The organism is Stanieria cyanosphaera PCC 7437 (assembly GCF_000317575.1).
Lineage (GTDB): Bacteria > Cyanobacteriota > Cyanobacteriia > Cyanobacteriales > Xenococcaceae > Stanieria > Stanieria cyanosphaera.
The window spans coordinates 116,572-129,264 of record NC_019748.1 but is presented as its reverse complement, the minus strand read 5'-3'; the positions used below and the strand labels follow the sequence as shown (position 1 = coordinate 129,264).

Annotated in this window: 12 protein-coding genes; 5 read left to right on the top strand and 7 right to left on the bottom strand. The window is 36.2% G+C overall.

The annotated features are described in order from the left end of the window. Nucleotides 1-14: 14 nt before the first annotated feature. The gene (locus STA7437_RS00570; protein WP_015191412.1) at nt 15-434 is read right to left on the bottom strand and encodes a tellurite resistance TerB family protein; all 420 of its coding nucleotides are present in this window, start codon (nt 432-434) and stop codon (nt 15-17) included. A gap of 289 nt (nt 435-723) precedes the next feature. Between STA7437_RS00570 and STA7437_RS27300 the strand changes: the two genes are divergently transcribed. Continuing rightward, nucleotides 724-852 carry a hypothetical protein gene (locus STA7437_RS27300; protein ID WP_015191411.1) on the top strand — a complete coding sequence of 43 codons (129 nt, stop codon included), beginning with the start codon at nt 724-726 and terminating at the stop codon, nt 850-852. Between the two features lie 469 nt (nt 853-1,321). Then, complete coding sequence (locus tag STA7437_RS00565) at nt 1,322-1,651, top strand: hypothetical protein (protein WP_015191410.1); 330 nt, start codon at nt 1,322-1,324, stop codon at nt 1,649-1,651. A 426-nt stretch (nt 1,652-2,077) separates the two neighbouring features. On the opposite strand, the gene psb27 is transcribed toward STA7437_RS00565, so the two are convergent. From psb27 to STA7437_RS00545, 4 genes are all read right to left on the bottom strand, one after another. Further along, nucleotides 2,078-2,482 (bottom strand): photosystem II protein Psb27, encoded by a 405-nt coding sequence (psb27, locus tag STA7437_RS00560; RefSeq protein ID WP_015191409.1) that lies wholly within the window; start codon nt 2,480-2,482, stop codon nt 2,078-2,080. A gap of 91 nt (nt 2,483-2,573) precedes the next feature. Further along, nucleotides 2,574-3,380: a phosphate ABC transporter ATP-binding protein PstB gene (gene pstB / locus STA7437_RS00555; RefSeq protein ID WP_015191408.1), complete on the bottom strand. Its 807-nt coding sequence runs from the start codon at nt 3,378-3,380 to the stop codon at nt 2,574-2,576. Nucleotides 3,381-3,626: 246 nt separating this feature from the next. Beyond that, nucleotides 3,627-3,968 carry a thioredoxin family protein gene (locus STA7437_RS00550; protein WP_015191407.1) on the bottom strand — a complete coding sequence of 114 codons (342 nt, stop codon included), beginning with the start codon at nt 3,966-3,968 and terminating at the stop codon, nt 3,627-3,629. An 87-nt stretch (nt 3,969-4,055) separates the two neighbouring features. Beyond that, on the bottom strand, nt 4,056-4,772 hold the full coding sequence (locus STA7437_RS00545) for an NnrU family protein (RefSeq protein WP_015191406.1): 717 nt from the start codon (nt 4,770-4,772) through the stop codon (nt 4,056-4,058). A 184-nt stretch (nt 4,773-4,956) separates the two neighbouring features. Here STA7437_RS00545 and STA7437_RS00540 point away from each other — a divergent pair, with 184 nt between their 5' ends. Together STA7437_RS00540 and STA7437_RS00535 are read left to right on the top strand one after the other, a co-directional pair. Beyond that, a complete protein-coding gene (locus STA7437_RS00540; RefSeq protein WP_015191405.1) occupies nt 4,957-5,958 on the top strand; it encodes a LysR family transcriptional regulator in 1,002 nt (333 codons plus the stop codon). A 63-nt stretch (nt 5,959-6,021) separates the two neighbouring features. Next, on the top strand, nt 6,022-7,452 hold the full coding sequence (locus STA7437_RS00535; protein WP_015191404.1) for a serine/threonine-protein kinase: 1,431 nt from the start codon (nt 6,022-6,024) through the stop codon (nt 7,450-7,452). A gap of 67 nt (nt 7,453-7,519) precedes the next feature. Here STA7437_RS00535 and STA7437_RS00530 read toward each other — a convergent pair whose 3' ends face one another. Beyond that, nucleotides 7,520-9,946, bottom strand: coding sequence for an ATP-binding cassette domain-containing protein (locus STA7437_RS00530; RefSeq protein WP_015191403.1), 2,427 nt, complete (start codon nt 9,944-9,946; stop codon nt 7,520-7,522). 291 nt (nt 9,947-10,237) lie between these two features. Here STA7437_RS00530 and STA7437_RS00525 point away from each other — a divergent pair, with 291 nt between their 5' ends. Then, entirely contained in the window at nt 10,238-11,704 is a 1,467-nt protein-coding gene (locus STA7437_RS00525) for a serine/threonine-protein kinase (protein ID WP_015191402.1), read from the top strand. Nucleotides 11,705-11,711: 7 nt separating this feature from the next. On the opposite strand, the gene STA7437_RS00520 is transcribed toward STA7437_RS00525, so the two are convergent. Further along, a complete protein-coding gene (locus STA7437_RS00520; protein ID WP_015191401.1) occupies nt 11,712-12,623 on the bottom strand; it encodes a c-type heme family protein in 912 nt (303 codons plus the stop codon). Nucleotides 12,624-12,693 lie beyond the last annotated feature (70 nt).

The following is a 12,693-nucleotide window of genomic DNA, read 5'->3' as shown; positions in this document are numbered from 1 at the left end:
AATTAAGAAAAAAATTAACGAAATTTCTGTCGATAAAGCCTACCAATAGCCTTAAGTAATTTGTCAAAGGTTGATTGAGAAGATTCATGAGTAGGAGCTAAAGACTGAAGTTCGGAAAGCAGTTTAGCTTCTTCAGTTGCAATCTCATCATCACTATAAAATAATCCTGCGATCGCTTCAAGCAAATTCTGATAATCTGATTCAGTAGGATGAGAACCCAAATAATCATTTAACCATTGATAACATTGTGCAGAAGGAATTGGTTCTCTCACTGCTAACAAAGATTGAACTTCTGGTTCATCTGTAAGGTTTTGAGAAGAAGCTACTTTTTGTAGATGTTCTTGTTCTTCTGCTTGAATTGAGCCATCTATCCAGGCTGCTGCTACTAAAATTTTAAATATTTGGAGATTGGAGTGATTTGTTGCTCCTGACATTTTTTTTTCCTCAATTTCATCTATCAGTCAGTGTAGATGTTTACCCAAGTTTCAAGTTTAAGGTTGATGTTATTTTCTCATTTTGATTGGGTTTCCTTGATCAAGCAAAATAACAAGACAACACAAGCAGTGGTAAAACTTAGGCTGATTTTCTAGATAATTAGATTATGAGTAAATTGTTTCTAAATATAACAATTTGACGATCCCGTTAAGAATCGTTGCGTTAACTTGTCAAGAATTGTTAGTTTGTGATTGCAACTTTAAGAGTATTGACACTCGGAGGATAAAGATGACTATCGCTCTTATCACTGTCTTAGCTCTAGGCTGGCTATTGGCAGCCACCATTGGAACTCTGGCTTATTTTGCTAATGAGCCATCTGAGAACAAGCCTTATGGCTACAAATCTAACGGCAATTAGAATGTAGCCAGCTTTAAAAACTAGGCGATTACGTTACTTAAATTTTACCTAAGCGTAGTCGTCTAGATTACTTTTAATAATTTACACTATTTTTCTTGTAAAAACAAAGACTTTTCCTTCTTTTGTCATTTCTACTCATAGGTTAATTGCGATCAAGAGCGAAGCTGAAGCGCGCAGCCATAGCATATGTTTGAGAAGTTGCTAAAGCTAATTTAGGCAATTATTTTTTTTCCAAACTAGCAATAAGTAGGTGAACAAAATTTATTGGATAGTTGAAAGAGGAAATTAGAGGGTAGAGGGCAGTAAGTAGTAAGTAGAACTACCTTCTACTCACAATTAATTCTGCCTAGGTACTTAATGATTCATTTTTTGTGATTTGATCAATTACATCTGCATAAAAAAATCATACTCAACGTAACTAGAGAGTGAAGACAAACAACAAACAAAATTCTTTTAGAGGTCTAGAACAATGAAAAAATACGCTTTAATCATCTCCACTCTCGCTTTAACTCTCTCTCCCGTAGCTGCATTTGCCGGGCAAGCACAAAGTAATGTTCAAGCTGGTTCTAATGCTGCTGTTACCCATGGCATTGGGAATGTTACTAACCAAGCTGTTTCTAACGATTTAACTCAAACTCAATTAGGTTTAGATGGTTACAGTATCGACCCTCAAATCCAACAATCGGTACAAGCTGGACAAAACCAAAGTGCTACTTCAGGTATCGGCAATGTAACTAACCAAGGTGTGTACAACAGTGCTGATCAATTACAATCTGACTTTGATTATCTTCCCTACTAAGAATTAAATCTAGCTTTCTTTTAAAATGAATTTACCGGCATTAATTGCCCCGATTATAGTTATTAATTTTTCCACTCAGGTCTAAAAAGTTTTAAGATTTAACTCTAGACCTCTATGACCAAAATCTGCCTAACGATACCTTGGCAGTGATTGGTCATTTTTTTATAAAAATAAGTTTGTTTAACCCGAACTCAGGTTACGTAAGTCTTTGTTGAAAAGCGCGATCGCTCCAGCTAAATTGAATTCTAGTGTAATTTCGCTTTACAAAGAGAAGTTGATTTACATTTCTAGCAAATCAAAATCTTTCCTAGAGGCTAAGTAATAAATGAGTGTCTCAAGCTATAGGGCTTAAGATATTGAGAAACTAAACCAGCTTGAACTAATTCATTTACTACTTTACGCCAGTTAGACTCACGAAAAGATGTTTTACACACCTCGTTTTAAAGATATTTCTACCTGTTTAAATTCTTGTTGAAGACGCTGTTTAAGCTTATCTGGTAAAGGACGAATCCCATAAGAACTATAGTAGCCTGCTAAGGCATTTAATGCAGTTTGCATGGTAGTAAAAGAACGAAGTCCAGCAGTTTTAGCATCACGACGATAACGAGAAGCATAATCACTAATTTGCTGACGTGCCAGAGTAACTACTTCCTTTTTATTAGGTGCATCATTGGAAAGATTGATCGCTGTGGAAAGATTTTGTAAAACAGCTAGTGTATCTTGGCTATAATTTCCAGTTAACCCACTAGGACTGCTACCACAGCCGATTAAACCTATTACTAGTACTAAAACTAAAGCTAGTAAACGCGATAAGTATTTTTTAGAAAACATAATTTATTGTTAACGATCCCAGATTCAACCTATCCTATCAAGAATTGGCACGCCCTGAACTCTTCAATTACATAGACTCAAAAAGTTTTAATTAGCCAAAACGCCCACTTACATATTCCATTGTGGCTTCTTGTTTGGGATTTTGGAAAATGACTTCAGTGCGATCGCACTCGACTAGATAGCCTTGGCGATTTCCTTTTTCTGTGGCTGTAACATTAAAGAAAGCAGTTAGATCTGCAACTCTTGATGCTTGTTGCATATTATGAGTAACTATTACTATTGTGTAATTTTCTTTGAGTTGATGAATTAGTTCTTCTACTTTTAAAGTAGAAATTGGGTCAAGTGCAGAACAAGGTTCATCCATTAACACTACATCAGGTTGTAATGCGATCGCTCTTGCAATACATAATCTTTGCTGTTGTCCACCAGAAAGTGCCAAACCACTTTGTTTCAGTTTATCTTTAACTTCATCCCATAAAGCTGCTTGTTTGAGAGAACGTTCGACCAATTCATCCATATCTCCTTTGTAACCATTGATTCTGGCACCAAAAGCGATATTTTCATAAATTGATTTAGGAAAAGGATTAGGTCTTTGAAACACCATCCCAATTCTACGTCTTACTTGAACTGGATCGATATCTTTAGCGTAGAGATCGTTATTATGATAGGTAATTAATCCTTCAAGACGAAAAATGGGAATTAAATCGTTGAGGCGATTATAACAACGTAGAAGAGTACTTTTACCACAACCAGACGGTCCGATAAAGGCGGTCACTTTGTTTTTGGGAATATCAAGATAAATACCCTTTAAAGCTAAAAAATTCCCATAATAGACGTTGACGTTTTCCGCCTTTAGCACAGTCTCTGTCTGACTGGCTGTTTGTTGTCCGTATACCATAAAATTAATGCTCTTACTTAAAAAATCTAAGCCTTGATGTTTAATCTATATACCTGTTAGTTAATCCTACCGCTCAAGGGTTACCATCGCTTTAACTTATGGTTAAGAAATTACTTAACCTCTTCTTAATCTATTGTTAAAATAGCTTAAAAATAATCAGGACGAAAAAAAGGTTTACACAAAGTTTCCCGTTTTTTTCATCCTAAAATTTGAAAACTTTAATTACAAAAAAATATTCATTTAAAATCATGCCGATTGGGCTGCATAATTAGAAACAATTTTAGTCAAAGTTTGTTTTAAGCCCTCACGATTCTGAAAATTATCAACTTTAGTCAATAAATTACCGCGCTCAAATAACATTATAGTCGGTAAATTTTTTAAACGATAACTGTTAGCTAGTTTAAAATTTTCATCAGCATTGATACTGACTAATTTGATTGGCTCAGAGAACTCAGCTTGCCATTGAATTAGCAAAGGTTCGATCATGCGACATAAACCACACCAAGGAGCCCAAAAATGAACTAAAACTGGCTGAGAAGACTTTAAAACTTCTTGATTAAAGCTTTGTTCGTTAACCGAAAGCAACATTTTTTCTGAATTGTTTTATCAATAATTTTATCAACTTGAAATTATGCTACAACCAATTGGGATCGCTCGCCACAAACTTAGAATAAATTACCAAGGTACTTGAGCAGTAACTTGCATTAACCAAGGATGTCCCCACCAAAATAATAAAACAAAACCCAAAACACCGACATAAGCAGGACGAAGAAATTCTGATAATTTAAGTGTTTGTCTACCGTCAAGAATGGCTAAAAAAGGAATTACCGAAGTACGTTCTTTAACTTTAAGAAAAGCATCTCCATAACGTTGTTCTAATCTGCGATCGCCATGCCAAACGGCAAATAAATGGTGAGCAATTAATCCGAGGGAAGTTACTACCATAAAAGTCGTACCAATCCACAGAGTATGAGCGATACACCAAATTACCTGCCCTACCATTTGAGGATGACGAGAGATCCGCATAATTCCAGTTTCGTAGAGATGAACTTGAGGACGAGAGATCGCAGCAATTTCTAATAAATTAAAGGTAGCAGGATAGAGGAAAATAAAAGAAATCAAGGAAAGCAGCCAAACTACAGGCTTAATTCCTGGTATTCCCTGAACCTGCCATAATTGCAAGCCATCATAACGATGATTAAAGAAATAAATAATCAGGATAGTAGCAAAAGGTATGCTCACCAAAGCAAAAAAAATGCGATATAGTCTTGCGCCAATTTTAGCTTCTCCCCAAGGACGAAGGGCTGCTAAACCACTGTGGGCAAGGGCAAAACCGAAGAGTAGACTGATGATAATCCCATGACTGGGGGTAAACCAACTTGCTCCTGTCATTGATATCTAAATATATGTATTATTTACCATACTCGATGTTAACAACGATTTCATACAAATACGATCCCCCGATTATGATACTGTCAAGCTGAGGGAATTAAATAAGTAATATTTTGAATTAATTAGGCTTTTAACCTTGGAGCAAGAATTGCTTCATTACTAACAAAACTGTTAACAAGATTTTATGTCTGACATTCCTTTTACTTTAGACCAACTCAGAATTCTCAAGGCGATCGCTGCTGAAGGGAGTTTTAAACGGGCTGCTGACAGCCTTTATGTTTCTCAACCAGCAGTAAGTCTTCAGGTACAAAATTTAGAAAAACAGCTAAATGTTCCTCTTTTTGACAGAGGAGGAAGAAGGGCGCAGTTGACAGAAGCAGGACATTTGTTACTTAGTTATGGCGAGAGAATTATTGCTTTATGTCAGGAAACTTGTCGGGCAATCGAAGATTTACAAAACCTCCAAGGTGGAACTTTGATTGTGGGTGCTTCTCAAACTACAGGTACTTATTTGTTGCCTCGGATGATTGGTTTGTTTCGTCAAAGTTATCCTGATGTCTCTGTACAATTACAAGTTCATTCTACTCGTCGCACTTCTTGGGGAGTTGCTAACGGACAAGTAGATTTAGCTATTATTGGAGGCGAAGTACCAGCAGAGTTACATGAAACTCTCAAAATTATTCCCTATGCTGAAGATGAATTGGCTTTGATCTTACCAGTGTTTCATCCTTTAGCTCAGTTAGAAACAATTCAAAAAGAAGATTTATATAAACTGCAATTTATTACTCTCGATTCTCAATCTACGATCCGTAAAGTGATCGATAAAGTATTGACTCTTTATGAAATCGACCCCAAAAGACTTAAAATCGAAATGGAACTCAATTCGATCGAAGCGATTAAAAATGCTGTTCAGTCAGGGTTAGGAGCAGCTTTTGTTTCAACCACAGCGATTGAAAAAGAGTTGCAAATGAATGTCTTACACCGAGCAACTATTAAGGACGTAATAGTTCGCCGAGTTTTATCGGTAATAGTTAATCCTAATCGTTATTGTTCTAAAGCAGCAGAAGCCTTTAGTCGAGAAATTTTACCTCAATTTTCTACCAAAGAAGAATTTAAAGTTATCGAGAGCATTTATCAAAATACTATTAATTTGAAGGAAATTCTTTCCAACTCTCATAACGCTTGAGATAAGGTATTGTTAAACTGGAAGGAATCTTGAACCATAACATAAATTTGGTTGCTTAGAGAAATGGAAATTCTCTGCACTCGACCTAATTGTCCGCGTCCGCGTAACTTTTTTAGTGACCTTGACGATGCGACTAAACTAAAAACTATCCAGGGAAAATACTGTACAAGTTGCGGTATGCCTTTAATTTTGGCTGGTCGTTATCTTCCTTTGCGATTACTAGGTAGAGGTGGATTTGGAGCAGCTTTTTTAGCTCGCGATCGCCATACTCCTGCTATGCGAGAATGTGTAGTTAAGCAGTTTCAACCTGCGGGAAATCTCACGCCTCAAGAATTAGCTGTTGCCCAAAGTTTGTTTGAACGTGAAGCAGAAGTGCTGGAACAATTAGGCAATAAACATCCACAAATTCCCGATTTATTTGCTTTTTTTCCGCTGATAGTTCCCAGTAGTACAAGTAATCAAGAAGAACAGTATTTTTATCTGGTACAAGAATATATTGACGGACAAGATTTAGAAACTCTCTTAGCTAACCAAGGAACTTTTTCCGAAGCCGAAGTAACAGAAATACTGATAGAGATTCTCAAAATTCTGCAATTTGTTCACCAAAAAAATTCGATTCATCGTGATATTAAACCCTCCAATATTATGCGCGATCGCAGTCGGGTATTATATTTACTTGATTTTGGTGCAGTTAAACAGGTAGCAGCTAATGCCAATAATCCTACTCCAGGCAAATCTACAGGGATTTATTCGATGGGTTTTGCTCCTCCCGAACAAATGGCTGGCGCACAGGTTTATCCTTCCACAGATCTTTATGCTTTAGCAGCTACTTGTATCAATCTACTAACAGGTAAACCAGCCGGACAAATGTATGATTACTACAAAAATTGTTGGCAATGGCAAGATTATGCACCCCAGACAAGCGATCGCTTAACTAAGATTTTGAACAGAATGTTATTACCTACCCCTTCAGAAAGGTTTCAATCTGCAACAGAAGTCTTAGAAGCACTAAATACTCTTTCTATCATTCAAAACCAACCAAAGTTTAATCAACCCCAAGCAATTACACCTCAACCACCAACACCACCACCGCCAATTTCCAGTAAGCCGAAAAGACAAATACAATTATCTTTACCGCAATTTTCCCTGTTAGAAATTCTGGCTAGTGCAGCTTTTACGGGGTTTGAAGGAGCATTACTATATATTGCTTTGACTAGTCTAGCTACTTTTAATCTTAGCTCCAATATCATTATTGGGATTTGGGGAATGATTTTGGGTGGATTAATTTTTGCTCAACTTCGCCGAATTATTGAAAAAGTTGACTTGTTAATTATTGCTGGAATTAGTGCTGCAATTATTTATTTTATTCCTTTGTTACAAGGATATTTAGCCATACAATCTATTTTTATGATTGGGGTAATGGCAGCAGCAGGAGTAATGGGAGTAGTAGCCGTATTTCGTTTAATTTATCAGTTACTTTCTCGTTTACTTTAATTTTACTGATAATTCTAAATGGCTATGATCTTCGCCTAGTCCAAGAATTACTAAGTTTAGTTAAAAATTAAAAAATATCTTTGCGTTTTTGCAAAATCAGAGTGATCAACAAATAGGCAAACGTGTGAACTCCTAAAATTCCCCAATTTAAAGCCAAATTATCCCAAGTAGCTTGATAAACATCGGAGGTTTGAAAAATATCGGCAAAGGAGTTATTTTCTGGTGCCATAGCGTTGACATCAGCGAGTGCGCCATAAGCTCCAATTGACCAACGACTTAACATTAACCAAGAAACTTTTTGTGACCAACCATCTAAATTAAACAGTACACCAGAGAAAATAATTTGAGGAATCATGACTAGAGGAAGAATGCCATTCCCTTCATTTTCTGTGGAGACATAAGCTGATAACATTAAACTGAGGGCAGAACTAGCGATTAAAGTTAAAAGAGTAGTAATACCAAATCCAATTGACCAGGGAATTAACTCAGACTCAGGCGAAGCGAACCCAATCAAGACAGCAATCGTAATTAGCAACGTTTGCATCAAAGCGATCGCACTACGTACTAATAATTTAGAACTAATATAGGGTAGCAAACCAAGATTTAATAGTCGTTCGCGAAAATAAATAGCGAATTCTTTGACAATTTCTCGAATTGAGTTTGACAGTCCAATCCAAATGGCAATACAACTAAAAATAAATAGTAATTTTAAAGCTAGGGGAGCTTGGGTAATACTTGGAGTAGCTAATTTGGTTAAGGGTTCTTCGTTGTGAAGCGATAGTGCTGTTAAAGCGATCGTAATTGGACCAGAAATTAAAGCTAGAATTAAACTAACGCGGTCGCGATTGACTAATTTCCAATAGCGTTGAGATAGTAGCCACAATTGTTTTAAAGGAGAAATGCCGGTTCTAACTGAAGCGTCCGTAGTTTGTTGTTCGTCTTTACCTTCAGTTAAAGAGGTGGCAATATAAGCATAATATTGAGGAGAACGCTGGTATTTATGGGCCCATCGGTCTACCACCTTACTAATATCTGCCTCATTTTTTCCTTCATTTAATTTGATATAAATATCGGCGAAATATTTAAAATCTTCTGAGGGCATTTCAAAAAAATCTAAAGCTTCTTGAGGCGGTCCGAAATAGCACAACTTACCACCTAAGCCCATAAAAGTCAAGCGATCGCAAGCCTCAATATTACCAGTAGCATGAGTAACCAATACTACTGTTCGACCTTGATCGGCTAATTCCCTTAATAAATTCATCATTTCCTTATCTAAACCAGGATCAAGACCAGAGGTAGGTTCATCAAGGAAAAATAGTTTTGGATCTGCTAGTAATTCTACGCCAATACTGACTCTCTTTCTTTGTCCGCCACTAAGTCTGTGTACTAAGGTATGACGTACATGAGACAATTTAATCTGTTCTAAGGTTTTGGTAACAATTTTTTGAATATCAATATCGGGAGGAAGACGAAGACGACAAGCATAAGTCAAAACTTCTTCTACCGTTAAATCCTGATGGATAATATCGTCTTGAGGTACATAACCAATTTGAGAACGATAGATAGCCCAATTTTGTCTAAGATCATCCCCATTAAGATAAACTTTGCCTGAATTAGTCGGAGCAATACCTAATAAAGACTTCATTAAAGTAGATTTTCCAGCACCACTTCCCCCAACTAAGGCAATTAATTGTCCAGGTTCAAGTACTAAAGAAACGTTATTGAGGATAATTTTTTCTTGACCTTTTTTATCTTTAACCTTGCGTAATAATTCGTGAGCATCCAGGCGAATTTGATGGGTAGCGTTGTTTAACTCAAGAGCATCCCCGGTGTATAGTAAAATAAATGGACCAATCTGAATTGTATCGCCACGATGAAGTAAACTACGTTTATCTAATCGTTTACCATTAATGAAAGTACCATTAGTACTATGGTCATGCAGAATATGTCCTCCCTTGCTATCTGGATAAATAGTCACGTGTAAACGAGAAACCGTCGGAGCATCCAATTGCATCGAAGAATAATAATTAGGACGAGGAGCTCTTCCCAACTCAACAGGCCACTCTTTTAAATCTTTTAAGCTCAAACGACGTTTAGTCGGCATCGTCATTTGACTACCACTAGGATTATGGTAAGTCAAGTTAATCTGATAGCGGGGGTCTTGACCTATTTGTAGTTGCGCGCCATTTTTGAGCAGGTATCCCTGAGTAACATTGATGCGAGTCTGGTTAATAAAAATACCATTGCGACTGGGATTAGTGCGATCGCCATCATAAATCCGAAAGTCATTACCTTCTCGTTCGATTACAGCTTGTTTTCTGGAAAGAACTGTCCAACCTGTTTCTGGTATTTTTAGATCTGACCATTGAGGATCACGACCAATTGCATTAATCTCTTTTTTAAGATAAAAGCGGATTGGAGCTTGCCCTTCATTGCTTAATTCAATAAACGGGTCGGTATTAACAACAGTTTGTCTAGCAAAACTACCAGTCATTGGCTTCGGGGTTAGGAATGATTCTGACAATGAGAATTTCTGCAATTATGACAGGTAAAAAGCTCTTTGTTTACTTCTGATTGATTTTTTTTAATTTCTTGCTACTGAGCAAATACTGCATCAAACTATCTGATCGAACCTACTAATTGTTAAGTAAATTACAGTTTTAATCATACAATCATCTTTAAGCTTACTGAAATTTCAAAAAAATACCTTGAAAGTTAAGTTAAATTAGCTGTAGAGGGTTAAATAAAAATAGCAGCAGCAATACCAGTCGGGAGTTTGAAAAGAATGTCTAACTCAATAGTAGGTAAAGAGGAGATACCTTTTGGCACAATTATTGACAATCGTTATCTGATTCAGAAAATTTTAGGTCAAGGTGGATTAGGCCGTACTTATCTCGCCTTTGATACCCATCGTTTTAACGAACCTTGTGTTTTAAAAGAATTTGCTCCTTTTGGTTCTGGGCAATACGACCTAGAAAAATCAAGAGAACTTTTTAAACGAGAAGCTAAAATTTTACATCAAATTATCCATCCTCAAATTCCTAAGTTTTTAGCTTGTTTTGAAGGACAAGGACGACTTTTTTTAGTTCAAGAGTACGTTAATGGTCAGACTTATTCTGCTTTACTCAAACAAAGAAGACAACAGGGTACAAGTTTTGCTGAACCAGAGGTAATTCAATGGTTGATGAATTTATTACCAGTTTTAGAGTATATTCACCAACGTGGTATTATTCATCGCGATATTTCTCCTGACAATATTATGAAACCTAATGGTGAAGAACTACCAGTCCTGATTGATTTTGGTGTAGGAAAACTAACTAACATTTCTTTATTAGAAGAACAAACTAGTTCTCATCATCAATCCTATGTGGGGAAAATGTCTTTTGTGGGCAAAATTGGCTATGCTCCTAGAGAACAGATTAGTATGGGTCGTTGTTCTCCTAGTAGCGATCTTTATTCCTTAGGAGTCACAGCAATTGTTTTGTTAACAGGAAGAGAACCAACTATGTTGCTTGACCAATATTCTTTGGAATGGCAATGGCGTAATTATGTCACTGTTAGCTCGGCATTTGGTAAAATTCTGGATAAAATGACTGCCGACCGACCGCTACAACGTTATCAGTCTGTACAAGAAGTTTTACTCAATCTTCAACAACTTAATCATGGTCAACCTTTGACATTTCCGACTTCTTCGCCCTCACAAATAAATCCTCAACCAATTCCACTGCAAAACGAAGACACTATTATTGTTAGTTCTGCTTCGACTCCCGTTTCACCTCGTTCATCTGCTTCTTTTCATTCAGTAGAGGAAACAAGATTAGTAGAAAATATTAAACCTTCTACTTCATCTCCACAATCTTCTGCTCAACCGTTACCATTAATTGAAGAAACTAAATTAGTTAATGATTGGTCACCATCAAATTCTTCTACCAATCCTTTGGAAGAGACGATGATTGTTAATTCTACCCAATCTGATCAAAGAAGATTATCAAATCAACCTCAGAATCCTCAGGAAACATCAATTAGTTCATCTAGAGCTAATTCCACTCCTGTAGCTTCGCTCGATCCCAAATTTATTAAACGATGTCAGCAAGATTTAGCTTATTGTATTGGGCCAATGGCATCGTTGATAGTAGAAGAAATTTTAATTCAATACGCGCCGAGATCTCCCGAAGCTTTGATTGATGCACTAGCAGAACAAATACCCGATGCTCAACAAGCAATTCAATTTAAACGAAAATTATTATCTTAAAATAACTTTATTGCTCTCTTTTATATTTATTGATTTGACTAAGTCGGCTCATTGCCATTGCTAAACTTAATTTCATCCGTTTAAAAGCTTCTGCTAAATTGCCAATTTCGTCTTTAGAAGTTTGTGCAAATTCTGCATCCATATTACCTGTACTTACTTCTTCAGCTACTCTTGCCATTCTATTTAAAGGACGAATTACATTACGATTTAGCAAGTAATTTACGAGTAGAATAACTGCAATAAAAACTAAAGAGATAATTGCCATAATCAAAATAAAAGATTGACGAGCGCGCTCAAATACTGTTTTGGCAGGGACAGAAATTGTTTGAGCTCCTACAATCTCATTCAGTTTCCAACCCATGCCGTTGACTGAACCGTATCTTTCGATCACACTAGGAGGTGCAGCTTCGGGAGTACTGTGACATTCTAAACAACTTGCTTGGGTAATTTGAATGGGACGAGCAATATAAAATAATTTGCCACTAGGAGCAGAGCGAAATCCAGTTAATTCTTTGTTATTTTTATTAGTAATAAATTTTTCAACTAATCCTTTTTCAAAATTATCGGCTTTATCTCTTAAATTAGATGGATTAATGGTAGCCTCTTTATAGAAGAAATCGCGATAATTAGTATTTTTCTGTCTTAAAGTTTCAAAGACTTCTCTAGCAGAATAAGCAGGAATAGTTTCTGGTAAAAATTCTGTGTCAATTCGGTCAATTAATTCTGGTTTAATTTGATTATTGGTATATTCCCGCACCGAGTTCATTGTTTCCATTAGAATTAAAGCCTGAGAAGCAATTTCGTTTTCTGTAGCAAGTTTAAGAACAGTAGCTAATGCGCCACCAACTAAAGTTAGTCCAATCAGCAAAATTGCTAATAGGAAGATTGTAAATTTTTGTTTTAATTTCCAATTTTTCATGTTTTTTATAGAAGGTTTTTCTAATCGATAGGATATAGCTAACAGTAAATTTAGTTGTCAAAATTGACAA

Coding starts and splice junctions, on each gene's coding strand:
- STA7437_RS00570 (WP_015191412.1), bottom strand. CDS start 434: ATGTCAGGAGCAACAAATCACTCCAATCTCCAAATATTTAAAATTTTA.
- STA7437_RS27300 (WP_015191411.1), top strand. CDS start 724: ATGACTATCGCTCTTATCACTGTCTTAGCTCTAGGCTGGCTATTGGCA.
- STA7437_RS00565 (WP_015191410.1), top strand. CDS start 1,322: ATGAAAAAATACGCTTTAATCATCTCCACTCTCGCTTTAACTCTCTCT.
- psb27 (WP_015191409.1), bottom strand. CDS start 2,482: ATGTTTTCTAAAAAATACTTATCGCGTTTACTAGCTTTAGTTTTAGTA.
- pstB (WP_015191408.1), bottom strand. CDS start 3,380: ATGGTATACGGACAACAAACAGCCAGTCAGACAGAGACTGTGCTAAAG.
- STA7437_RS00550 (WP_015191407.1), bottom strand. CDS start 3,968: ATGTTGCTTTCGGTTAACGAACAAAGCTTTAATCAAGAAGTTTTAAAG.
- STA7437_RS00545 (WP_015191406.1), bottom strand. CDS start 4,772: ATGACAGGAGCAAGTTGGTTTACCCCCAGTCATGGGATTATCATCAGT.
- STA7437_RS00540 (WP_015191405.1), top strand. CDS start 4,957: ATGTCTGACATTCCTTTTACTTTAGACCAACTCAGAATTCTCAAGGCG.
- STA7437_RS00535 (WP_015191404.1), top strand. CDS start 6,022: ATGGAAATTCTCTGCACTCGACCTAATTGTCCGCGTCCGCGTAACTTT.
- STA7437_RS00530 (WP_015191403.1), bottom strand. CDS start 9,946: ATGACTGGTAGTTTTGCTAGACAAACTGTTGTTAATACCGACCCGTTT.
- STA7437_RS00525 (WP_015191402.1), top strand. CDS start 10,238: ATGTCTAACTCAATAGTAGGTAAAGAGGAGATACCTTTTGGCACAATT.
- STA7437_RS00520 (WP_015191401.1), bottom strand. CDS start 12,623: ATGAAAAATTGGAAATTAAAACAAAAATTTACAATCTTCCTATTAGCA.